Source organism: Micromonospora sp. NPDC050200, assembly GCF_040656135.1.
Lineage (GTDB): Bacteria > Actinomycetota > Actinomycetes > Mycobacteriales > Micromonosporaceae > Micromonospora.
In genome coordinates this window covers 16,050-39,486 of the sequence record NZ_JBFALG010000057.1, presented here as the reverse complement: position 1 = coordinate 39,486, position 23,437 = coordinate 16,050, and the positions used below count along the sequence as shown (strand labels likewise).

The window sequence follows — 23,437 nt, the reverse complement described above, 5'->3', positions numbered from 1 at the left end:
GGCTCCAGGTAAGCCATCAGACCCAGCAGACCTCCCTTCGAGTCTGTCCCGCTTGAAGCGGGGATGTGTCAGAGCGCCTCGTGGCGCACTGGTTGGCCTTGACCGACACATACAGGTGCCCGCCGGCAGCGGCGACGGCTCGGGCGTGGGCGACCTGCGTATGGAGCGCGTCCGCGACGATCACTACACCCGCCAGGCCGCCCAACCGGGCCGCGACCTGCTCCAGCAGCGGAGCGAACGCCGGAATCTCGTTCGACTTCGCCGCGACCTGGACCTGCGCCAGGACCACACCGGTGGAGGTGTCGTAGGCCGACAGCAGGTGAACCCGCCCCTCGGGCAGGACAGCGCCCCGCACCACCTTGCCGTCAACGGCGATGACCCGCCGCACCGGCGGCGGCGCCGACAGCCGGGAGCGCAGCCAGTCGGCCAGCACCGCTGTCAACGTCTCGGCGTCGACGCGGACCAGCAACCGCCACACCGTGGTCAAGACCGGCACCCGACCGGTGAACCCGAGCCGACCCCACGCCGACGCATCGAGATCGTCGACCCAGTCGGCGATCGCGGCGAACGTGCTGGCTCCGGCCATCACCGCGCACACCGCGACCGCGAGCACGCTCGCCAGGGGGTACCGGATCCCTCGAGGGTCACGCGGGTCAGGAACTCGCGCCAGGACCGCCAGCAGGCCAGCCGACTCACGGCCGGCAGCCGTGGTGTCGGTTGGGGCGGGGGCGAGCTGACGGATCACGTCGATCAGCGATGATGACATGCGCGGGTGTGGTCCTTGTCGGTGTCATGTTGTCTCAGCAACTCCATGATCACCGACAGGGCCGCACCCGTCCCGCGTCACCCTCCAATCAGGCCGCGACACCGCGTACGCCCAGGTCAGACACACCTCAATCGACTACGCAAAGACCCTGGCAGGGAAGCGGCCTCGCCGTCACAGCAAAAATCCCCGCCCAACGGGACGGGGATCACGCAAAACACGAAGAACCATCACGCTTTGTGTGGAAATAACGTGTCCGAGATTCGAGCACAAATTCGCGGCACCCATGCTCAGCATGGGTGCTCATGCCGCAATCCTATAGCAGCCGGCGGGCACTGTGGAAAATTGGGTGGGTCTGGCGGCAGAACTGCCCCCAGCCGTCATCGCCGACGTACTCGACATAAGCATCTGCAGCGCCGCCAGGTGGGCACGCCGAGCCGCTCGGGACTGGACGCCGTACCTGCAGGCACGCCTTCTACGGATTGGTTCTTCGGCGGCCCCTCGGGCAGGACTGATGCGGGCGGTTGGCGGGCAAGCATGGTGAACCTGGATGTGCGTGCTCAGGAACGCCGCTCCGAACATCCATCGCGATGTACCGAAGCGCGAGCCTCGCGCGGCGAGCCACCCCAGCGCTTCTGCGCCCCTTGCTTCGTCATTCCCAGACGCTCGCCGATCTCGCTCCACGTCGCGCCCGCGAGCCGGCAGGCGAGAATCTCATCGGCCAGCTCCTGATTCAACGCTTGCAAACCGCTCTCATAGCGCTCTAACGCGGCGGTAAGCCGTGTTAGCCGGTCCGGAACTTCAGATGGCTGGCGGTGAGATATTCCGGTCACGCCCACCTCTGTAAATCATCGAAACCCTGGTAGTCGTTTGAGTATGGCTTTGGTGTGGCCATGTCGATGCCCAGCCTTCGGCCTTTTCGGTCGTTCGATTATTCGCGGCGGCCGTAAATCCATACCGCCATCGGGCAGAACGACAGGAATATTGCCGCACACCAGATGAGTGTGGTGGTGACCCGGTCGCCGGGCGGCGTTCCGTTGAGCAACGCGCGGCAGGCGTCCATGACGGCGGTCACCGGGTTGATGTGTACCCAGGATTGCAGCCAGCCGGGGAGGCTCGTGGTGGGGGTGGCGAGGCTGGTGCCGAGCTGAAGCGGTAGGAAGGTCAGGAAACTGAACGCCAGGACGGCCTCGGCGTTCTTGACCATGACGCCGATGAGCACGGTGATCCAGCTGATGCAGAAGCCGAACAGGACGGCCAGGCCAATGGCGGCGAGGGTGGTGGCGATGCCGGCGTGGCTGCGGAAGCCGAGGATCGTTCCGAGCAGGAACAGGATCGCGACGGCGATCAGGTAGCGGACGATGTCGGCGAGCACGGAGCCGAGCAGCGGCGCCAAGCGGCTGATGGGCAGGCTTCGGAAGCGGTCGGTGACGCCGTTCTTGAGATCTATGTTGATGTTCGTGCCGGTCGAGACGAGGCCGGCCAGGCCGGCGCCCATGACGATGATGCCGGGGAACAGGTATTGCATGTAGTCGTCGGTTGAGCCGGCTACCGCCCCGCCGAAGAGGTACAGGAAGAGGACGAGGAAGAGCGCGGGGGTGACCACGCCGTTGACGATGGCACCTGGGTTGCGGGAGGTCTTGGCGAGGCTGCGCCGGGCGAGGATGAGGCTGTGGCGTAGCCAGCGCGGCGGCCGGCCTGCTTGCGCGTTGAGTGAATGGGTGGGCGTGGTCATGTCAGGGCCTTTGCGGAGTCGGCGTGGCGGCTGCGGCGTCGGTCAGGGCGTGGAATGCCTCGTCGAGGCTGGGTAGGCGGAGCGACAGTTCGCTGACGTTGACGGCTTGGCGCCGCAGTTCGGCGGCGATCTGGAAGAAATCGTCGTCACCGGAGACCGGCACGGTCAGCTGGTGCCGGGTGGCGCGTGCCGGGGTCCGGTCGGTGACGACGGTGAGGATGGCGGCGACGCGATCGGCGTCGGCGGGGTCGTTGACCCGCACGTTGACGGTGTGTCCGCCGACCTGTTGTTTGAGTTGAGCTGGAGTTCCGCTGGCGATGACCCGGCCGTGGTCGATGACCGTGACGGCGTCGGCGAGGGTGTCAGCTTCTTCCAGGTACTGGGTCGTGAGCAGGATGGTGACCCCGTCGGAGCTGAGGTCGCGGATCATCTGCCACAGCTCCTCGCGTTTGCCCGGGTCGAGCCCGACCGACGGTTCGTCCAGGAAGACCACCTGGGGATGACCGACCAGGCTCGCCGCCAGGTCGAGCCGGCGGCGCATGCCTCCGGAGTACGCCGCGACGCGCCGGTTGCCTGCCTCGGTGAGGCCGAACCGAGACAGCAGTTCGTCGGCCCGGCGGGTGGCGTCGCGCCGGGTCAGGTCGAGGAGCCGACCGACCATGACGAGATTCGCCCGCCCGTCGAGTTCCTCGTCGACGCTCGTGTGCTGGCCGGACAGGGCGATGCGCCGGCGCACCTGTCCCGGTTGGCGCGTGACGTCGTAGCCGGCCACATGCGCGGTTCCGCTGTCGGGCCTGAGCAGGGTGGCAAGGACACGGATGAGGGTGGTCTTGCCTGCGCCGTTGGGGCCCAGCAAACCCAGAATTTGGCCTCGGGGAATAGCGAGGTCGACGCCGTTGAGGGCGGTGATGCCGCGGAAACGCTTGGTGAGCCCGTGTGCTTCCAGGCCGTGGTCGGTCATGGCGCTCCCTTCGGTGAGAACCTGCAGACAGGCAACATCCAGATGTTCTCAACATCCGGATGTTGATAGTATGCTGCAGGTGGATGAACGCGGTAAAGGGGGTTCCGATGGTGCGCTTGACCCGGGCGCAACAGCAGGTGCGGACGCGTGCAGCCGTGCTGGCGGCGGCGACGCAGGAGTTCGCCGAGCACGGCTATGCCGACGCCAAGGTCGATCGCATCGCCGCTCGGGCGGACCTGACCCGAGGCGCCGTCTATTCGAACTTCCCGAGCAAGCGGTCGTTGTACCTGGCGGTCCTGCTCCAGTCTGTGCCGCGCACGGCCGCGCTGGACGCGCCCGCGGCGGCGATGGATGTGGCGACGGCAGCCGAGGCCTTTGCGCGCGTCTGGCTCGAGCGGCTGCCGCTGGCCGGTGATCCGCCCGCCGCCGGCAAACTGAAGTCCCAGTCACTGACCGGGGTGTTCGACGACGAACCCGGGCGTACCGCCCTGGCCGAGCTCACGATGTTGGAAGGCCTGCTGCTGGCTCTTGCGCTGGAGTCCTGCCAGCCGCCCGATGCGGGTCGGCGGGTTCGGCTGGCCGAGCTGATCCTGACCCTGTTGAACGGAGCAGGTCATCTTGCCCAGGCCGCGCCCGGCTTCGGTGACCCGTTCGACGTAGCGCGCGCCTGCCATCATCTCGCCGGCCTCGATGTGGACGACGTCTGGAACCCGCCCCACCTGCCGTACGTCGCCGCACCCGAACTGTGCCGCGACACCTGGACGCCGCCTACGGAGTTGACGGATGCGATCAGCGACCGTCCCGTCGGGTTCGACAGCGACGGACTCATCGTGGTCCTCGGAACAGGCCGCCTGGGGGCGGCCGAGGAAGCGGTTCGTGCCGCCCGGCCGGGGGATCTCGTCACTGTCGCGGTCGTCACGAGCGACCCGGCCGAGACCGGAGCACTGGTCCGGCTGAGGATCACCGACCTCGCCGCCTGCCTGCGGCGGCTGTTCGGGCCGGCGATCAGCCCGTCGATGCGCCTCGTCCTCGATGACCAGGCCGCGCTCGCGTCCGCCATCGGCGCCGGTACCGCCGAGGACACCGAAGCCGCGATACGCATCCGAGCCGGGAAGATCATCGCCCGGGCATACGGCCGGGGCGCCGCCTACGCGGCAGCAACCACCCCTGTGGCCGAGGCGCAACGCGAGAGGGATGAACGATGACGGGCTCCACGGGATCGGTCGTGCTGCACGTGCTTCGCTGCATCGGATTCGCCGAGCTGTCCCGCCTTGCGGATGCAGTCGGCCGCCCTGCGGCGGAGGTGGAGTCCCACCTGATCGATCTCGCCGTGGCCGGCTTGGTGACGCGGACATCGGGCGAGTTCGGCGGGTGGGGTCTCACCGAAGCTGGCCGCGTCGAGAACGCCCGACGGATTACCGGCGAGGTCGACGCCACCGGTGCCCGGGATGCCGTGGCCGCGGCGTACGAGAAATTCATGGTGCTGAACCCCGAGCTGCTGGATCTTTGCTCCGCATGGCAGCTGCGTACCGTGGACGGCGTTGTGACGCCGAACGACCACTCCGACCGCGCGTATGACGCTCGGGTCCTGGACCGATTCGCTGACCTGGACCAACGTGCCGAGGCTGTGTGTGCGGACCTGTCCGCGGCGTTGCCGCGGTTCCGGCGGTACCGGATCAGACTCGCCGCAGCGCTCGACCGTGCCCAGGCCGGTGCTCTGGAACAACTGGTCGACAGCACCACCTCCTATCACACCGTGTGGTTCCAACTCCACGAAGACCTGCTCGCCACCCTCGGCATCCCGCGTCAGTGGGCCACCATCCGATGAGCTGGATCTATCCCCTCACTCCCGGCACCGACGAGTCCCCGACGCTGCTTGGCGGTAAGGGACACGGTCTCGTCGTGTTGCGGCGTCTCGGCCTGCCCGTCCCGGCCGGATTCGTCATCGGCACCCACGCCTGCCGCGCCTTCCTCCGTGACGGGCGGTTGCCGGAGAGCCTTGACGCCGAGCTGGCCACCGCCGTCCAAGGACTTGAGGCGGCCACCGGGAGGCGACTCGGTGCCGCCCGACGGCCGCTGGTCGTGTCGGTTCGGTCCGGCGCCGCCGTGTCGATGCCTGGCATGATGAGCACCGTCCTCAACCTCGGCCTCACCACCGAGGCGACCGGCGGGCTGGCTGCCGAGACCGACAACCCGGCCTTCGCGCAGGAGGCGCGCCGGCGATTCCTGACCAGCTTCGCGGCCGCCTTCCACGGCACCACGGACGACGCGGAAGCAGGCACGCGGCTCTCCGGCATAGCTGTCGCTGACGACGCGATGGACCAGCTGCGGGCGGCGGTGTGTGCCGTCTTCGCGTCCTGGAACACCCCGCGCGCCATCACCTACCGCGAACTGCACGACATCCCGCACGAATCAGGCACTGCCGTGATCGTCCAAGCAATGGTGTTCGGCAGCCGCGACGAGCGCAGCGGCACCGGCGTCGCCTTCAGCCGCGATCCCAACACCGGCGAGAAGACCCCGTTCGGTGACGTCCTGTTCGGCCGGCAGGGCGAGGACGTCGTCTCCGGACGGTCCAGCACCCGGCCGTTGCCCGAGCTTGCCGACCGGGAGCCGGCGGTATGGGAAAACCTCCTGGCGGCACTGCACCGGATCGAACAGCACTACCGCGACGCCTGCCACGTCGAGTTCACCTTCGAGGCAGGCCGCCTGTGGCTTCTGCAGGTACGGCCCGGCGGCCTGACCGGCCGCGCCGCGATCCGCGTCGCCGTCGACCTCGCCGACGAGCAGCTCATCGACCGGCACACGGCCCTACGGCGGATCTCACCACAGCATCTGCGCAACGCCCACACACCCCGGATCCGCACCGGCGACGGGCTCGACGTCCTCACTCGCGGCCGGGGCGCATGTCCCGGTGTCGCAGCCGGGCGCATCGCGGTCACCGCCGACCGGGCCGCACGCATGGCCGCCGACGGCCCGGTCATTCTCATACGCCCCTGCACCTCACCGCTGGACATGCACGGCCTGGCGGCCGCCACCGGGATAGTCACGAGCCGCGGCGGACCCACCAGCCACGCGGCCGTCGTCGCCCGAGCCATGGGCAAACCCGCCGTCGTGGACGCCACCGCCCTCACCGTCGACGTGGTGGCGGAGTGTGTGCGGGCCGGCGAACGCGTCGTCGCCGAAGGGACACTCGTCACCATCGACGGCACCAGCGGAGAAATCGTGATCGGCAACCCGGGCAGCGCCACCGTAACCGTCGACAGCCACCTGAACCGCCTACTGGATTGGGCCGACGAGATCTCCGGCAACCGATCGCAACGCCCGGACCAGGAACGCCTCATCGCAGCACACGCCCGGCTATGAGGCGCCCGAGCATGATGCATCAGCAACGCCTCCAGCGGCCCGGTATCCGGGCGGTCCTGTTCGACTCGTCCGGCACGTTGATCCAACCTGCACCTGCGCGTCCCTACCAGAACTTGGAGGAAATCCTCCGGCGGCATTGGCCGGCGACGCCCATTGAGGACCTGCCGCACGCGTTCCGGTCCGGGGCCACCATGCTCGAGCGTGCGCAGAGGTTCGGAACGTGGGAAGGCTACTGCCGCACCGTCCTGGCCGAACTCGGGATCGGCCGGCCGCCGCAACCACTGCTGGACGAGCTGATCGCCGCGGATCTGAACCCACTACAGCCCTTCCCCGAGGTGCCCACCACCCTCAAACAACTGCACGAGCGAGGCCTGCCGATGGCGGTGGTCACCGACAGCCTGGAGACCGCAGAGTCCTTACGGGCCAGCTACGAGCAGATCAGCCTGCGCGGCTACTTCCGATACTTCGCCGTGGCCGGCGAGCTGGGCTCCAGGAAACCGGACCAGGCGATCTACCGGGCGGCAAGCGAGGCGCTGGGCGTGCCACCACCGCACACCTGTTACATAGACGACAACGCCGACCTGGTCGCCGCCGCCATCAGCCTCGGTTACCGCGGTCTCGCGCTCTGCCGCACCGGCACGTCCACACGGCCGGACCTGCCATACGTCTCCGCCCTGGACGAGATCCTTGAGCGCATCAACGACCCGTGATCGCGTACTCGTGCAGCACGCCGGGTTCGAGGGATTGCAGAATTGCGCTCACACCGCGCGACCACCGACCGGTAGCCGGCCTCCATCTGGAGCCACCCGGCTGGTCGGTCCGAGGCGGCGCCTCACTGGTACAGCGGTGACACTTCGTGATCATGTTCTGCGGGTGGGCACCGGTAACTCGCCGAGACGGTCACCGCACAGCTGCAGACCAGGTGACCAGCCGCGCCCCCGCGCGGTTGAGCCACCTTGCGAGTGGCCGAGTCCCACGAACCATCGCATCGTTATTTATCCATATCGGGGATGATGGCTGTGATGCCTTGGGTGTGGGGAGGGTCCTGATGCAATACGCGCCAGAACTCGACGGCCCCGACCTGCTCGGCTGGTGGATACGGCAGCCGAACCAGCGAGGCCGCCAGCGGGCGCGGCACCCGACAACGTCACCTCCACTCGGCATCCGCTTCGCCTTCTACGGCCGGAGGTCCACCGTCGACTTCCAAGACCGCGCATCGTCGTGCCGCTGGCAGCGCAACGATGCCGAGGACCTCGTCGCCGGCCATGGTCGGATCGTGGCCGAGTTCTTCGACGAGGGTGTCTCCCGCAGGGTGGCCTGGCCGGACCGGCCACAGGCGGCACGGCTACTTACCGCAGTGGCGGACCCGGCACGCGGGTTCGACGCAATCGTCGTGGGCGAGTACGAACGTGCCTTCCACGGCCAGCAGCTCGAACAGTTGACCCCCACTTTGGTCAGGCATGGTGTGCAGCTGTGGCTGCCGGAAACCTACGGGCCGGTGGACTTCGACAACCCTCGGCAATTGGCGCTGCTGGACCTGCTGGGCGTGCACTCCCAGCGGGAGGGGTCCCGGGCCCGGCATCGCACCACCGCCGCCATGCGCGCCCAAGCTGAGCTGCAGGGCCGGCACCTCGGCGGCCGGCCGCCTTACGGCTACCGGCTGGTTGACGCCGGGCCTCATCCGAACCGCGCCCACGCCGCCTGGGGACGACGCCTGCATCGTCTGGAACCCGACCCGGTCACCGCACCCTACGTTCGGTGGATCTTCGAGCAGCGGCTTGCTGGTCGCAGCGTGGCCAGTATCGCTCGCAGGCTCAACGACAACGGCGTGCCATGCCCGTCCGGCGCCGACCCAGCGCGCAACCCTCACCGCAGCGGCCAAGGCTGGATGCTGACCACCGTGGCGGCGATCCTGGCCAACCCCCGCTACACCGGCCGCCAGGTGTGGAACCGGCAACGCACCGACCACGACGACGTCGAGCCCGATGGGACCATCCCGGGGCACCGCGAGGTCCAGCGCTGGAATGCTGCCCCGCAGTGGGTCATCTCGCGCCAGATCGCTCACCCGCCGTTGGTCAGCGAGGAGCAGTTCGTCGCGGCCCAGGCCATCCACACCGCACCCACCCCCGCTGATGGCGCTCTTCGCCGCTACCTCCTGGCCGACCTGCTCTTCTGCGGCGTCTGCGGCCGCATCATGGACTCCCACTGGGTCCACGGCCGTCCCGGCTACCGCTGCCGCCACGGCCACACGAGCAGCCGCACCAAGACCTCACCACAGCCGAAGATCCTCTACATCCGGAAAGACCACCTGCTGGACCGCATCCGACACGACCGCGGACTACACCGTCACCATCCCGCGCTGCGCAGCCCCGACCCGGACAAGGCCGCCGCCTACCTGCGCACCAACAACATGATCATCGTGTGCGGCCAGCACACCTGGACCCTCGAAGCCGAGACCGGGATCTACACCCTCCACCCGCAGGGAAGCGGCCTCGCCACCACAGCAAAAATCCCCGCCCAACGGGACGGAGATCACGCAAAACACGAAGAACCACCACGCTTCGTGTGGAAATAACGTGTCCGAGACCATTACCCCACCGGGGGTGTGCTGTCGGCGACGCTACAACTCTAGTAGGCCCCATCGGCGTTGCCTATCGCTGCGCCACCTCCGGGCCTCCGTCCTCGACAAGACATCGGGATTCGTACGGCTCAGGTAGGTCGCGGGCGATAATCGGTAATGGGGCGGCCGCGGACGATCGCGTACGCCGCCGCCGCCGTAACGATCGACACCAGTCCGCCGATGTAGAGGCTCGACCGGGTACCGGCGTGCTCGGCGAGCCAGCCGACGATCGGTGCGCCGACCGGGTTGGTGCCGGCGAACACGAGCAGGTACAACGCCATGACCCGACCCTGGTATGCGGGCCCGACGCCGAGTTGCACCCGCTGATTCGCGGCCTGCGCGAAAAAGATCATGGAGAAGCCGGTCGGCACCAGCAGCGCCGCCGCCGCCCAGTAGGTCGGTGCGAGAGCAACCAGCGCCTCGGTCGCGCCGAAGGCGGCTGCGGCGCCCAATACCCGGTACGCCGAGGGTCTGCCTCGACGGCCGGCGCCGGCGTATGCGCCCGCCATTGCGCCGACCGCAAGCGCCGACGACAGCAGGCCGAAGGAGGCCGCTCCGGCGTCGAACACTACCTTGGCGAGCAGCGCGAGAGTGATCGGGAAGTTGAAGCCGACCAGGGCGACGATGAACACCACGCCCAGCGGCAGCAGCAGATCCGGACGGCGTCGCACGTATGTCAGACCGGCGGTGATCGAGGCTTTCCGGGGACGGGCCGCGGGCCGACGTAGGTCCGCCGGCCGGATCAGCGCGATGCCGACCACCGGCGCGAGGTAACTGAACGCGTTGAGCGCGAACACCGGCCCGGTGTCAAGCCAGGCGATCAGGCCTCCGCTCAGCGCGGGACCGATGATGCGTGCCGAGTTGAAGGCGATCGAGTTGAGCGCCAACGCGTTGGGCACGAGGTCACTGCCGACCAACTCGCTGACGAACGCCTGCCGGGCCGGCTTTTCGATCGCGCTCACCGAGCCCAGTGCCGCCGCGAACACGAACACGTGCCACAGCCGCACCTCGCCGGTGAGGACGAGCGCTGCGATACCCGCGGCTAGGACGGTCCACATGATGCCGGCCGCCGCCAGAACGATCCGCTTGTCGTGCTGGTCGGCAAGCTTTCCGCCGTAGAGACCCAGCAGCAGCACCGGCGCGAACTGCAGCGCGGTGACCAGGCCGAGAGCGCTTCCCGAGTTGCCGCTCAGGTGCAACACCAACCAGTCCTGCGCGATGAACTGCATCCAGGTGCCGAGGTACGACACGAACTGGCCCGCCAGGAAGTTGCGGAAGTTGGGTTGTCGCAGCGAGTCGAATCGAGGCACAGCTACAGCAGGACCGGGCCGGCGTCGATCAGCAGGGCCGGCGCGACCACGCTCTCCATGAACACCGCCTCGCCGCGTTCCCGCTCCCGGCCAACTGCCAGCACCGCGTGCAGAACCTCATCCATCCGGAAGGTCAGCCGTACGGGCGGATGCCAGGCGATCCGGCGACCGCTGTCGACCCAGTAGGTGGCGTCACGGGTGGTTCCGGTGACGAGAGTGTCCTTCGGATGCAGCACCCGCAGGTAATCCAACCGGCTGACCAGCAGCCCGGGGCCACACGCGGCGAGCATTTCGGCCTCGCTGGCCGTTCCCGGCGCCACCAGCAGGTGGGAGGGCGACGGGTCCGCGCCGAACCGCCACCCCGCGGGCACGGCGTGCCCGGTTGAGCGTCCGCCGGTCACCGCGGCGCGGGCGCGGTCGGACACCACGCCGACGAGCACGCCGCGGTCGATCAGCGGGGTACGCCGCCGCAGCGTCCCTTCCGGGTCGAAGCCACTGGGCAGCCCGGCCGGATCCGTGCCGTCGTCGGTCAGCGTGAGAAGCTCGCTGGTCACCGGCTGCCCAATCCGGCCGGCGACCGCCGTGCGACCCTCGGCATAGCCGGCCGCACCGAGCGTCACGTACCCGTACGTGGCGAGAAGGGTGATAACGGCCTGGGGGCGCAGCAGCAGCCGGCACGGCCCGCGGAACGCCTCGCGGGTCGGCAGCGGCGCGAGGTCGGCCCGCAGCCGGTCGGCCACCCCGGTCACGCTGATCGCGCCCGCGTCCCGGTGGAGCAGCCGTACGCTCGCCGATCGATCGCCGGTGTCCGCGACGGCCTGCAGCGACGCCTTGGTCAGGGTTTCCGCGCGGAACAGCCCTCCGGCGTCGGCGACGACCCGGTCCACCACCTCGTGGCGGATCGAGCCGCCGAGCCGTACGCCCGGGCCAAGCCCGGCGCGGACCACGTCGAACCAGCGGTACCGGTCGGCGGCATCCGCGCCCAGCGTCGCCGCGCTGGCCGCGACTGGTGCCGCGCTGTCCGCCGCCGCCACGGAGTGCGCGGCGCCCGCATCGCCACTTCCGGCGGCGCCGTCAAGGGGCGGACCGAGCGGAAGTGTCGCGAGCGCGTCGTTGAGCCTGGAGCGCAGCGCCACGATCGCGACCGGATCGAGGGTCTCCAACGTGCCGAGAGCCACCCGGCCGGCACGCTCCAACCGGACCCGCACCCGCAGCCGCCGCTCGCCGTGCTGCGCGGTGATCAGCGATCGCGCATAGCGCAGCAGCCCGGTCCGTTCCCCGCTGACATCCAGCCGGGCGCCGGGGCCGAGGAGGTCCAGCGCCGTCCGTACCTGGCTCTGGTCGACGGTCATCGGGCACCGACCCGCACGTCACGGAACCGGGCCGGCACCGTTCCATGGCCGATATGGGCCACCTGCAACGGCTCGCCTTTGTTGCAGGACGGGATGCCGTGGATCCGGTACTCGGTTGCGTTGCCCAAGGCGTCGCAGCCCGCCCAGAACTGCGGCGTGACCCCGGTGTACGTGCAGTTCTTCAGCATCCGGCCGAGCCGACCGTCCCGGATCTCCCAACCCACCTCGGCGCCGAACCGGAACGACATCCGCTGGTCGTCGATGGACAGGCTCTTGTTCATGTCGATGAGCACTCCCCGCTTAGTGGTTTCGATCATCTCCGCCAGCGAGGAGTCGCCCGGCACCAGGCAGAGGTTGGTCATCCGTACGAGCGGGGCGCGCTGCCAGCCGTCGGCGCGGGCCGCTCCCGAGGATGTCTCGCCGAGCTCCGCCGCGGACTCCCGCCCGGACAGGTAGCCCACGAAGACGCCGTCGCGGATCAGCTCGGTCCGCTGGGCCGGAACGCCTTCGTCGTCATAGCCGTACGAGCCGAGCCCTCCGGCCACCGTCGCGTCCGCCACCACGGACACGATCGGCGCCCCGAACCGCAGGTTTCCGCGTCGCTCCGGCGAGGCATACGTGCCGCCGGCCAGGCTCGCCTCGGCGCCCAACGCGCGGTCGGCTTCCATCGGGTGTCCGGCCGTCTCATGCAGCAGCAGGGCGAGTTGGGTGCCGGAGACCACCAGGGTGGTGGTCTCGCCTGGGCACGCAGGTGCGGTCAGCAACGCGACCGCCTCGGCCCCGACCCGGGCCGCCTCCTCGGGCAGTCGCAGCGAGGGTATGTGCTCGTATCCCGCGGTGGCGAAGTCGCCCCGCTGGCCCCGGATCGACCGGGGCACGCTCTGCGGGTACGACCGGCGCTGGACGTCGTTACCGTCGCTGGCGATGACTAGCAGGCCGGCGCCGCTCTCCGTGATGGTCTGCTCGATCAGCGCGCCCTCGGTGTTGGCGAAAACCTTGTCGTCGCGGAAGAAGTCCATCGACGCCTCAACGCGCTGCACCAGCGGACCGGCCGTGCTCGCCTCGGCCACCGCCGCGGCGAGCAGATCCACCTTGGTAGCGAGCGACACCGTGAACGGATCCACATCGGTTGGCGAGCACCAGCGGGTCCGGGTCGTCACCGCGGGACCCAGTCGGTCGGCGGTACGGCGGCGCGCTGCGGTGGCGCCGCCGCTGGCGGCGCGGGCCTGGCCCACCGCCTGGGCCACCACGTCGGCCAGGCCGGCGCCGTCGAGCCGGTGCGTGGCGGCGAAGCCCCACACTCCGCCGATCATCACCCGTACGCCGAGCCCGACCGAATCGTCGAGCGCCACTTCACCCGGGCCGTCCTGCTCCACCAGCACCAGCTCGTGGGTGCGGTGCACGACGCGGACGTCGGCGTACTCCACGTCCTTCGGCAGCAATCCCAGCGCCGCCTCCGCGTACTCGCGCATCACTTCGCCGCCGCGGCGGCCCGGGTGCCGGCCGAGGCGGCCACCGGGGTGGCCGAGCCGTCGGGCACCGATCGGGACCGACCCTTGATCGGGATGCACAGCGGCTTGCCACTGACCGGGTGCGCGTGCACCTGCGCCTCGATGCCGAACACCTCGTGCAGCAGGCTTGGGGTGAGTACCTGCTCGGGCGAGCCCTCGGTGACCAGCACACCGGCCTTCATGACGAAGATGTGGTCGGCATATTCGGCGGCCATGTTGAAGTCGTGCAGCACCATCGCGACGGTCTTGCCCTGCGTGCGGTTCAGCTCCGCCAGGAGGTCCAGCACCTCGAGCTGATAGGCGACGTCGAGGAACGTGGTCGGCTCGTCGAGCAGGATCAGGTCGGTGCCCTGCGCCAGGCACAGCGCGATCCAGGCCCGCTGCCGCTGGCCGCCGGAGAGCTGGTCGACCGACTTGCGGCGCAGCGGCACGGTGCCCGTCACCTCCAGCGCCCATTCGACCGCGTCCCGGTCCACCGTGGACGGCACGGACAGCGACCGGCGGTGCGGGTGGCGGCCGAACCACACCAGGTCCTCCACGGTGATCGCCTCGGGCGCGGAGAGCAGCTGCGGCAGGATGGCCAGCCGCCGGGCGACCTCTTTCGTGGAGAACGAGTGGATGGCCTTGCCGTCCAGCAGCACCGCACCCTGCCGCGGCCGCAGCAGCCGGGACAGCGCGCGCAGGGCCGTGGACTTGCCACATCCGTTGGGTCCGATCAGCACGCTCACCTTGCCGTCAGGGATGGTGAGGGACAGATCGGTGGCGATCACGAACTGGTCGTAGGCGAGTTCCACGCCTTCGGCACGCAGTCGCACGTGGACCTCCTACTTGCCGGTCTTGGTGAGCAGGTACAGGAAATACGGGCCGCCGACGAGCGCGGTGATAAGCCCGACGGGGATCTCCAGCGGCGGGGCGACGCCGCGGCCGACGGCGTCGGCGAGCAAAAGCAACAGCGCGCCGAGTGCGGCCGCGGTGGGCAGCAGCGCAAGATGGCGGCCGCCGACCAGCCGGCGCGCCATGTGCGGCGCGATCAGGCCGACGAAACCGACGGTGCCGGCGACCGACACGGCGGCGGCGGCCAGGGCGACCGCCAACAGCAGCGTGATGCGCCGGGTGCGCTCGACCGGCTCACCGAGCCCGGTGGCGAGGTCGTCACCGAGGCCCAGGGTGTCCAGCCGCCGGGCGTAGTAGAGCAGCAGCGGGACGAGCACCACCACCCACGGCGCGAACTGCACCACGTGGGTCATCGTGCGGCCGAACATGCTGCCGGTCAGCCAGCTCAACGCGGCGTTGACGTCGAGCGGATTGCGGACCAGCAGGAATCGGACGCCGCCCTCGCACAGCGCGCTGACCGCGATCCCGACCAGCGCGAGCCGGGCCGGCGAGGTGCCCCGGCGGTAGGCGAAGAGGTAAACCAGCAGGGCCGCGGCCACGCCGCCGGCGAAGGCCGCCACCGGCAACGCCGCGACCGGCGCGCTTGGCCACAGCAGCAGCGCGGCCATGGCGGCCACGCCGGCCCCCTTCGTGATGCCGATGATGTCGGGGGCGGCCAGCGGGTTGCGGATCACCCCCTGGAGCACACCGCCGGAGACCGCCAACGCGATGCCGACCAGCCAACACAACAGTACTCGGGGCACCAGGAACCGCTCGACCAGCGTGGCCGTGTCCGGGTCGAGCCGGCCGGCGATGGCCGCGACCCCGTCGAGCCAGCCGACGCCGCGGGCGCCCGCGCCCAGGGTGAGCACGGAGGCGAGCAGCGCAGTGACCGTGATGGCGCCCGCGATGCCCCACTCGCGCCGGCCGCGGCGGGCGGCGGCCGGCGCGGCCACCGGTGCTGTGATCGGTTGCGCGGTCATGACGAGATCCTTTGCCGGCGGGCGAGGGCGACGAAGAACGGGGCGCCGATCAGCGCGGTGACCACGCCGGCCGGCACCTCGTACGGCGGGTTGACGAACCGGGACGCGATGTCGGCGTAAACCAGCAGGGTCGCGCCGCCCAGCGCGGAAAGCGGGATGACCACCGCATGTGCGGTGCCGACCAGCCGGCGCACGATGTGCGGCACGACCAGGCCGACGAAGGTGATCGGCCCGGCCACCGCGACGGAGCCGGCGACCAGCCCGATGATGACCGCACCGCCGAGCAGGCGCGTGCGCTGCACCCGCAGGCCCAGGCCACGGGCCAGGTCCTCGCCGAGCGCGAGCATGTCGAGCGACCGGGCCAGCGCCAGCGCGCCGACCAGCCCGGCCACCGCCCACGGCCCCACCGTGACCAGGTCGGACCAGGTGGCGAAGTTGACTCCGCCGACCAGCCAGAAGAACACGTTGCCGGTGTCGTTGTCGTTGAAAATGATCAGCCCCTGGGTGGCCGACAGCAGCAATGACGCGACGGTGAACCCGGCGAGCGCCAGCCGCACGGTGCCCACCCGGCCCCGGCCGGCCCCGGCCAGGGCCAGGACGAGAAGTCCGGCCCCGGCGCCGCCGATGAAGGCGAGCGGCACCAGGGGGGCGCCGACCAGTCCCGGTACGAAGGTGAGCGCGCCGACCACCATCACCGCGGCTCCCGCGCTGACGCCCAGGATCTCCGGGGCGGCGAGCGGGTTGCCGGTGATGCCCTGCATGACCACGCCGGACACGCCCATGTTCGCGCCGACCACTCCGGACAGCAGCGCGCGCGGCAGCCGGATGGTGCGCACGACCATCTCCTGCATGCTGGTGCCGGGGTGGAAGAGCGCGGCGACCACGGTGCCTACCGAGATCGCCACGCTGCCCAACGTGATGCTCCACAGCAGCCCTACCACCAGCAGGACAGTAATGACGGCGCCGACCAGCAGCGCCGGTCCGTATCGTGACCGGACGGACCTGTCGGCACCGGCGGGCGCCGCGGGTCCGGAGATGGTGGCTGCCGTCATGTCAGCCCCCGTACAGCTTCGTCACGACGTCCTGCGCGATCAGTTCGGCCGCCGTGACGCCCCGCCAGCGCGACCACACGGCCACGTCGACCGGGAACACCTTCTTGTCCTTGATCGCGCCGACCTGCTGCGCCAGCGGGCTCTTCTCCCACTGCTCGAAGAGGGTCCCCTCCGGCTTGGTGACGAACAGGATCGGCGGGTTCGCCGCGACGAACGACTCGAGGTTCATCTCGGGCTGGGTGGTGTCGCCGCTCGCCGGAACCACGCAGGTCAGCCCGAGTGCCTCGAGCACCGACGGCGTGTAGCCGGCGGCCGTGTGGACGGTGAAGGTCTTCTCCGCCGCCACGGCGAACATGAACTTGTCCTTGGTCCCGGCCGGGATCTTCGCCTTCAGCTCCTCCATCACCTTGCGGTGCTGGGCGAGCCGGTCGTCCATCGCCTTGCAGCGGTTGAGCGCCTGGCCGATCGCCGCCGCGCTGTCCAGGTTCTTCTGGTAGCTCGCCTGGTTGCTGTTGAAGGCGATGGTCGGCGCAATCTGGGTGAGCTGGTCGTAGATGTTCTTGTGCCGCCGCACGTCCGCGATGATCAGATCGGGCTTCAGGGCGCTGATCTGCTGCAGGTTGGGCGACTGGCGTAGTCCCACCGAGGTGTACCCGGCGAGCTGGTCGCGCAGCTGCGGGAGGATGCGCTTGACGTCGTTCTCGTCGGCGATGCCCACCGGCTTGACGTTGATCGAGGCGAGGGCGTCGACGAACGAGAACTCCAGCGCGACGACGCGCTCGGGAGTGCCCTTGACGTCGGTGCTGCCCAGTTCGTGGGTGACGGTGCGGGTGTCCTTGCCGCACTCGCCGGCGTTGCTGGTGGCGTTGACCTTCGTGTTGCTGCCACCACCGGCCGCGTCGGAGCCGCCGGTGGAACAGCCGGCGCCGGCGACGGCCACCAGCAGCGTGGCGATCGCCAGCCGCCAGCCAGGTATCCTCATCGTGCCTACCTCATTCCGCTTCGTGGAGTCGGACTTCGTGGCAGTGCGGCCGGCGCTCATGCAGCGAGCGCCGGTCGCCACGCGGTCGGGTGCGTCAGGTACGGATCAGCGCGTCCGTGCGGGACGTGCGTGGCCGAGCCGTCGGCCCGTCGTAGATGTTGTGCGGCACCAGTTCGTAGTCGTTCTCGCAGGGCGGGCCGACCGCGATCCGGTACTCCCCCGTGGTCAGGTCGACCAGGCTCGACGCGACCGTCAGGTACGCGTCGAGCGGGTGGTCATCGGGATCCGGGTGCGTGCACACGGAGTTCGGGGCCGAGAAGTGGTCGCTCATCGCGCTGCGCACCTGGGCCCGCACCTCCGCCGGGACGGTGAGGTGCCGGCAACGCATCAGCCCCTGCCGCGCCCGGTAGCCCCGGTAGAGCGTGTCCAGGCTGTTAGGCCGGTAGTCGTCGGCCACCTGGGTGGGAATGAACGACTCGAAGTGGTTGGCGTGCACCAGCACGCCGTCGCTCGGGTAGAGCCAGCCGTGCCGGCCCGGCGTGGTCTCCACGTCGATGGCGAACCCGTCCCGGTGGGTGAGCACCAGGTTGGTGGAGAAGGCCTGGCGTACGCGGAACACCGCGCGCAGTGCGCCGTGCATGTCCCACTGCTCCAGCACCCTGCGCCGGATGAACGTGCCGGGCACGCCGATGCCCTGACTGAACCGGGCACCCAGGCCGTTGGCGTTGAGCGCCAGTCCGGCCGAGTTCACCCCGTGCCGGCCGACCTGGCCGGCCTCGACCTGCATCAGGATGGTGGGCTTGCCCTCCTGTTCCACCCGGAGCAGGACGAGCGTATCGCGGACCTGGTTGCGCCAGTCCCAGTTTTGTCCACAGTAGACGTGCCCGTCGCCGGTACCGTCGGGCATCAGCGCGAACGACGTGCACTCGCCGGGCTCGTCGTCGGCGAACGGATTCGCGTACGAAAGCTCGCCCCGACCGTTGAGCGCCAGGATCTCGCCGAACGTGCGCCCGGAGCCCTCGGCGATCCCCCGCACCTCTTCGAGGATGCCGGGCAGGTAGTCCTCGATCAGTGGAACCCAGCCCAGCGCCCGCGCGGTCACCTGCGACCAGGGCAGTTGGGCGGAGCGGACGAACGCCTCGGCGTAGAAGTCGATCGCCATGGCGATCCGGTCCCGCGCCGCTTCGCCGTACGCCCGGCCCCGCTCCAGCGGGTCGCCGGAGACCTCGATGAGCGGGATGGATAGCTGTGCCACCTGCTGGCTCCTCTCCTCCGTCGCCCCAGCGCCTGTCGAGAACGTTGGAGCGAACGTAGTAACTGCTACATGGTTCGTCAATACCTGTCGTGAATACTTTGCACGAAGGGCCGCCGCACCCGAACGGCGGCGGTTATGCCTGGTAGGTAAGGCTTCCCTGGGAAACCGTGACGACCACGCGGGCGTCGTCGAGACCGGGGCCTGGCGTGGCCGGATCGGCCGAGAGCGCGACCAGATCGGCGGCATACCCGACTGCGATCCGCCCGCGCCGGGGACCGAAGCCCGCGTACCGCGCGCCAGCGCTCGTGGCGCACCACAGCGCCTCCGCGGGCGTCACCGCCTCGTCGCGACCGAAGTCGAGGCCGGTAACCGGGTCGGTCCGGTGCACCGCGAGCCGCATGGCCAGCAACGGGTCCGCCTCCCGCAGGTCGGCATGGTCGGCGGCGCGCCAGTCCGAGCCGAAGAGCACTGGCACGCCGGCGCGGAGTAACGACCGGTACGGAAACGCGTGCCGCGCCAGCTCCGGCGGCAGTCCCGCCAGGAGCTTGGGCATCGCCTCGACCATCGCCCATGGCTGCACCTCGGCGACGGCCGGCAGGTTCGCCAGCCGGGCGACGTCGGCGGGCCGCACCACCTGACCGTGCACCAGCCGATGCCGGCGACCGCCGGGCGGCGTACCGGCTGCCGCGATCACCTCAATCGCCTCGGTGACGTCCAGGTCGCCGATCGCGTGCAGGGAGGTCGGGAGTCCGGCGGCCGCGGCGCCGCGCGCGTCCGCCGAGGCCGCAGCAGCGCCGGGATACCGGAACACCACCCCCGTCAGCCCGCGCGGGCCGCTGTAGCCGCCCGCGGTGGCGAAGAGCTTGAACCCCATGACGTCAGGGATACGCGGCCCATCGGCGAACTCCCGCCAGCGGTGCAGCGTGGGCCGCACGCCAACCCGTACCGGTGTCGGTCCGGCCTCGGCGAGCTCGCCGTACAGCGTCGCGTCGGTGAAGCTGCGCTCCAGGTACACCGGTGGCGGCGGCCGACCGTCATCCGGCCAGGTGGCGATGTCGTGCACCTCGGTCACCCCAAGCCGGGGCAACTCCGCGAGCGCGGCCGCCAATTCGGCGCGGGCACCGTAGCGGCCGGCCGGCGGGATCACCCCGGACGTACCCCGGTGCGCCACGGCCGCGCCGTACAGCCGCCCGGCCTCGGGGATGATCGTCCCGCCGGGGATCTCCGGATGCTCCGCCAGCCGCAGTAGCCGTGCGGCGATGCTGTTGCAGACCGCGACGGTGCCCTCGACATCGGTGAGATAGAGCGGATGCCCGCCGGCCGCCGCGTCCAGCGTGGCGACATCGGGCAGCGCTTCGTCCGGCAGCGCGCTTCGCCGCCAGCCGCCGCCCCGCAGCCACAGCCCACGGGGCAGCCGTCCGGCAACCCCGCGCACCGCCGTGAGCAGGTCCTCGCCCGTCCGGGCGTGCGGTACGTCCACGCGGAGCAGCGCCGCGCCCGCCCAGCTCAGGTGGGTGTGCGTGTCCACGAACCCCGGCACGATCGTGGTGCCCGAGAGGTCGAGGGTGTGTTCGGCAGTTACCGACAGCGTCGGACCGACCGCGACGACGGTGCCATTGGCGATGGCCACGTCAATCGGTCGAGCCGGCTCCGGGCGGTCCGGCGAGGGCGCCTCGTCGCCGCCCTCGCGGACCAACCCGTTGCGCAGGAGGAGGTCGGCCCTCACCGAGTGCCTCTGACGTCGACCAGCAGGGCGACGACGAAGGTAGCCAGCACCCCGAGCCCGACGAGCGGCGCGAATGCTGCCGACTCGCCGTACCCGGCCAGCACCGCCAGCGCGCCGGCGGCGAGCGCGACCACCACCGCCACGGCGATCTTCCAGTCGTCGCCGACGATGAAGTCGTACCAGAACCTCAAGAACCCTCGGACGAACCGCATCTAGACCTCCTCAGTGACACGCGGGGCACCAACAGCAGCCGGGTCGGCCGCGGCGGCCGGTCGACCCAACGCCACGACCAGCACCCGGGATAGCAGCAGCCACGCCGCGAGCAGCACCAGCAGGGCCCAGTCACCGCCCGGCCAGTCCAGGCTGTGGTGGCCGTCAGCCAGCACGCCGAGGCCCTCGACGGCCCAGAACAGGCCGAACGTGGCGAGCAGCAGGCCAACGCCGTACTTCAGCGTGTTCTCCGGCACCCTGGTCAGCGGGCCGTGCGCGAACACGCCCACCACCACGACGAGTAGCCCGGCTGCCGCGGCGCCGACGATGGCGACCGGCATGTTCTGGGCGCTGAGCCCGAACGTGATGACGATGAAGACGACCTCGACGCCCTCCAGGAACACCCCCTTGAAGCTGACCACGAAGGCGAACCAGTCGAGACCGAACCTGCTCTGCCTGCCTGCCCGGCGAGCCGCCTCTGTCTGCTCCCGGAACTCCTCGGCCTCGTCGTGCAGCGACTTGCGGCCGGACGAGCGCAACACCGCCTTGCGCAGCCACTGCAGCCCGAAGATGAGCAGCAGGGTGCCGACGACGAGCTGTAGAGCCGCCTCGGGCAACCAGGTGGCGAGGGCGTAGCCGGCGGCGGCGGTGAACGCCGCGAGCGCCACGAGGGCCGCGATGGTGCCGGCCCAGGCGGACTTCCAGCTGCGCGTCATGCCCATCGCCAGGACGATGGTCAACGCCTCGACGAACTCCACGAACGAGGCGAGGAAGACGGCGACCGCCAACCCCACCACCGCGCTGGTGAACATTCAGGTGCTCCAATCCATCGAACCGGCAGGTACGCCACCGCAGGGTGCTCCCACCGCTCGCGACAGCGTGGGAACATCGACGGCGCCGGGGCGACTTCCCCAGTGCGGCCGGTGCGTCGTACAGTAGAACTCGCTACAGAGGAGGTCAATAGTCGTGGCATCTACTACAAGCAGCCCTGGCCCCACCCTGCCGGAGCGAGTCGCCGCCCGCCGTCACCTCCTCAGCCCTGCAGAGCAGGCGGTCGCCCAGTTCATGGCGGACAACCCGCAGGAGGTGGCGTTCGCGTCCGCCGAGAAACTGGGCCGGCTCACCGGCACCAGCGACGCCACGGTGATCCGCACGGTGAAGGCGCTGGGATACAGCGGTCTGCCATCGTTGAAGCGCGCGTTACAGGAGTCGCTGCGCGATCGCCTCACCCCTGCCGGCCGGCTCAACCGCAGTCTGGATGCGGTCGGCGACGACCTGAAACAGGTCTTCGACGTGGTGGTCACCGAGCAGATCGGGCTCCTGGAGTCGGCGCGGCACTCGGTGCAGCCCGCTGAGTTCGTCAAGGCGGTCACCGCGATTCGCGACGCGGACTACGTCCTGACCTGCGCGGTGGGCATCCTCGGACAGCTCGCCGAATACTTCACCATCCGGATGCTGCGCCAGGGCCGGCGTGCCCGGGCAGTGCAGGCATCGGGCTTCCTCTTCGCCGACGCCCTCGTCCCGCTCTCCGCCGGCGACGTGGTGGTCCTGGTCAGCCACCACCACGTCAAACCGGAGGAGGAGGTGGTGCTCGAACACGCCGAGCGGGTGGGCGCCCGCGTCATCCTGATCACCGACGCGCTCGGCGGCGCGCTCACCGACCGGGTCGAGGCCGTGCTCACGGCCGAGGTCAACCGGCATGACCGGCTGAGCAGCATCACTGTCACCGTCACGATCCTGGAGGCGCTGTCCCTCGCCCTCGCCGCCGAGCAGCGCGAAAAGGCCTCAGCCGCGATGGACCGCCTGACCACGGTGCGCAACCGGCTAGCGGAGGTCATCGCCGAGGAGGTCGGAACCACTCGCCGGCGCACGCGCCGCAAGCCCGACCCGGACTAGGCTCGGATGCTGGTCCTCGCCGGGGCCACCGTCTGGCCAGTGGCCGGGCCCCATCGTGGGTGGTGCGGTCGCGCTGCACGGCCCGCGCATCGCGGCGGTCGGCAATACCGACGAGGTCGAGCGGCTGATCGCACCGGGGGCCGCGTACTGCGACTGCGACCCGACTGGACAGTCGTGCCCGGCTTCAACGACGCCCATCAGCACCTCATCGGATTTGCGAGCGCGACCATCAGGTCTCGCTCGGCGGCGCCCGCTCGATCTCCGAGGTGCTCGACCGCCTCGCCGCCGCCGCCCGACACCGCCCGGTCGGCGCCTGGATCGTCGCGCATGGCCACGACGAGACCCGGCTGGCCGAGAACCGGCGCCCGCGCCGCGAGGAACTGGATGCGGCCTGCCCGGCTCACCCGGTCGTCGTACGCCGGTCGTGTTCGCACCTGTCGGTCGCGAATTCCGCGGCACTGGCCGCGGCCCGCATCGGCGAGGACACCCCGGATCCGCCGGGCGACCACCTGGTGCGATACGAAGGTCGGCTCACCGGCGTCCTCCTGGAACGTGCACAGATGCTTGTCAAACGGCACATGCCCCGCCCGGCGCTGGACTGGCCACGGGCCCTGGGGCAGGCGGCCCGCCGCTACCACGCCCGCGGCATCACCTCCGTGACCGAGGCCTCCGCCGGCAATGCCGCTGTCGCCGACGCGGAACTGCTCGCCGCCGCCGTGCGGGCCGGCGACCTGCCGCTGCGGCTGCACCTGATGCCGCGCGGGGCGTGTCTGGAAAAGGTACTGGCCGACGGGCAGCCAGAACCCGACGATGACTGGGCCAGCTGGGACGCCTGAAGGTCGCAC

At 70.1% G+C, this 23,437-nt stretch carries 22 protein-coding genes; 7 read left to right on the top strand and 15 right to left on the bottom strand.

Annotation, left to right across the window (positions count from 1 at the left end):
* Positions 1-16 precede the first annotated feature (16 nt).
* From AB0I41_RS28030 to AB0I41_RS28015, 4 genes are all read right to left on the bottom strand, one after another.
* On the bottom strand, positions 17-766 hold the full coding sequence (locus AB0I41_RS28030; RefSeq protein ID WP_357113495.1) for an ISAs1 family transposase: 750 nt from the start codon (positions 764-766) through the stop codon (positions 17-19).
* Between the two features lie 557 nt (positions 767-1,323).
* A complete protein-coding gene (locus AB0I41_RS28025) occupies positions 1,324-1,602 on the bottom strand; it encodes a hypothetical protein (RefSeq protein ID WP_357113494.1) in 279 nt (92 codons plus the stop codon).
* Between the two features lie 92 nt (positions 1,603-1,694).
* Positions 1,695-2,498 carry an ABC transporter permease gene (locus tag AB0I41_RS28020; protein ID WP_357113492.1) on the bottom strand — a complete coding sequence of 268 codons (804 nt, stop codon included), beginning with the start codon at positions 2,496-2,498 and terminating at the stop codon, positions 1,695-1,697.
* A 1-nt stretch (position 2,499) separates the two neighbouring features.
* Complete coding sequence (locus tag AB0I41_RS28015; protein WP_357113490.1) at positions 2,500-3,459, bottom strand: ATP-binding cassette domain-containing protein; 960 nt, start codon at positions 3,457-3,459, stop codon at positions 2,500-2,502.
* A gap of 83 nt (positions 3,460-3,542) precedes the next feature.
* On the opposite strand from AB0I41_RS28015, the gene AB0I41_RS28010 reads away from it, so the two are divergent.
* From AB0I41_RS28010 to AB0I41_RS27990, 5 genes are all read left to right on the top strand, one after another.
* Entirely contained in the window at positions 3,543-4,664 is a 1,122-nt protein-coding gene (locus AB0I41_RS28010; protein WP_357113488.1) for a TetR/AcrR family transcriptional regulator, read from the top strand.
* The gene (locus AB0I41_RS28005) at positions 4,661-5,287 is read left to right on the top strand and encodes a transcriptional regulator (RefSeq protein WP_357113486.1); all 627 of its coding nucleotides are present in this window, start codon (positions 4,661-4,663) and stop codon (positions 5,285-5,287) included. The genes AB0I41_RS28010 and AB0I41_RS28005 overlap by 4 nt, the downstream gene beginning before the upstream one ends.
* On the top strand, positions 5,284-6,822 hold the full coding sequence (locus AB0I41_RS28000; RefSeq protein WP_357113484.1) for a pyruvate, phosphate dikinase: 1,539 nt from the start codon (positions 5,284-5,286) through the stop codon (positions 6,820-6,822). Before AB0I41_RS28005 ends, AB0I41_RS28000 begins: the two co-directional genes overlap by 4 nt.
* Positions 6,819-7,532 (top strand): HAD-IA family hydrolase, encoded by a 714-nt coding sequence (locus AB0I41_RS27995; RefSeq protein WP_357113482.1) that lies wholly within the window; start codon positions 6,819-6,821, stop codon positions 7,530-7,532. Before AB0I41_RS28000 ends, AB0I41_RS27995 begins: the two co-directional genes overlap by 4 nt.
* Positions 7,533-7,870: 338 nt before the next feature.
* Positions 7,871-9,397 (top strand): recombinase family protein, encoded by a 1,527-nt coding sequence (locus tag AB0I41_RS27990; RefSeq protein ID WP_357113480.1) that lies wholly within the window; start codon positions 7,871-7,873, stop codon positions 9,395-9,397.
* 134 nt (positions 9,398-9,531) lie between these two features.
* Here the strand turns inward: AB0I41_RS27990 and AB0I41_RS27985 are convergent, their stop codons facing one another.
* From AB0I41_RS27985 to AB0I41_RS27935, 11 genes are all read right to left on the bottom strand, one after another.
* Positions 9,532-10,752: an MFS transporter gene (locus AB0I41_RS27985; RefSeq protein ID WP_357113478.1), complete on the bottom strand. Its 1,221-nt coding sequence runs from the start codon at positions 10,750-10,752 to the stop codon at positions 9,532-9,534.
* Positions 10,753-10,754: 2 nt separating this feature from the next.
* Entirely contained in the window at positions 10,755-12,104 is a 1,350-nt protein-coding gene (locus tag AB0I41_RS27980; protein WP_357113476.1) for a metallopeptidase TldD-related protein, read from the bottom strand.
* Positions 12,101-13,576, bottom strand: a complete 1,476-nt coding sequence (locus tag AB0I41_RS27975) for a TldD/PmbA family protein (protein WP_357113474.1) — start codon at positions 13,574-13,576, stop codon at positions 12,101-12,103. Before AB0I41_RS27975 ends, AB0I41_RS27980 begins: the two co-directional genes overlap by 4 nt.
* Entirely contained in the window at positions 13,576-14,430 is an 855-nt protein-coding gene (locus AB0I41_RS27970; RefSeq protein WP_357113472.1) for an ABC transporter ATP-binding protein, read from the bottom strand. The genes AB0I41_RS27975 and AB0I41_RS27970 overlap by 1 nt, the downstream gene beginning before the upstream one ends.
* Before the next feature lie 9 nt (positions 14,431-14,439).
* Complete coding sequence (locus AB0I41_RS27965; protein WP_357113470.1) at positions 14,440-15,471, bottom strand: iron ABC transporter permease; 1,032 nt, start codon at positions 15,469-15,471, stop codon at positions 14,440-14,442.
* Positions 15,468-16,523, bottom strand: coding sequence for an iron ABC transporter permease (locus AB0I41_RS27960; RefSeq protein WP_357113468.1), 1,056 nt, complete (start codon positions 16,521-16,523; stop codon positions 15,468-15,470). The genes AB0I41_RS27965 and AB0I41_RS27960 overlap by 4 nt, the downstream gene beginning before the upstream one ends.
* A 1-nt stretch (position 16,524) precedes the next feature.
* Positions 16,525-17,505 (bottom strand): Fe(3+) dicitrate ABC transporter substrate-binding protein, encoded by a 981-nt coding sequence (locus tag AB0I41_RS27955; RefSeq protein ID WP_357113466.1) that lies wholly within the window; start codon positions 17,503-17,505, stop codon positions 16,525-16,527.
* A gap of 94 nt (positions 17,506-17,599) precedes the next feature.
* Complete coding sequence (locus AB0I41_RS27950; RefSeq protein WP_357113464.1) at positions 17,600-18,760, bottom strand: C45 family peptidase; 1,161 nt, start codon at positions 18,758-18,760, stop codon at positions 17,600-17,602.
* 133 nt (positions 18,761-18,893) lie between these two features.
* On the bottom strand, positions 18,894-20,486 hold the full coding sequence (locus tag AB0I41_RS27945; protein ID WP_357113463.1) for an amidohydrolase family protein: 1,593 nt from the start codon (positions 20,484-20,486) through the stop codon (positions 18,894-18,896).
* A complete protein-coding gene (locus tag AB0I41_RS27940; protein WP_357113461.1) occupies positions 20,483-20,698 on the bottom strand; it encodes a hypothetical protein in 216 nt (71 codons plus the stop codon). Before AB0I41_RS27940 ends, AB0I41_RS27945 begins: the two co-directional genes overlap by 4 nt.
* Positions 20,699-21,508 carry a hypothetical protein gene (locus tag AB0I41_RS27935; protein WP_357113459.1) on the bottom strand — a complete coding sequence of 270 codons (810 nt, stop codon included), beginning with the start codon at positions 21,506-21,508 and terminating at the stop codon, positions 20,699-20,701.
* Between the two features lie 154 nt (positions 21,509-21,662).
* Here AB0I41_RS27935 and AB0I41_RS27930 point away from each other — a divergent pair, with 154 nt between their 5' ends.
* Together AB0I41_RS27930 and AB0I41_RS27925 are read left to right on the top strand one after the other, a co-directional pair.
* On the top strand, positions 21,663-22,592 hold the full coding sequence (locus AB0I41_RS27930; RefSeq protein WP_357113457.1) for a MurR/RpiR family transcriptional regulator: 930 nt from the start codon (positions 21,663-21,665) through the stop codon (positions 22,590-22,592).
* 164 nt (positions 22,593-22,756) lie between these two features.
* The gene (locus AB0I41_RS27925; RefSeq protein ID WP_357113497.1) at positions 22,757-23,428 is read left to right on the top strand and encodes an amidohydrolase family protein; all 672 of its coding nucleotides are present in this window, start codon (positions 22,757-22,759) and stop codon (positions 23,426-23,428) included.
* Positions 23,429-23,437: the final 9 nt, after the last annotated feature.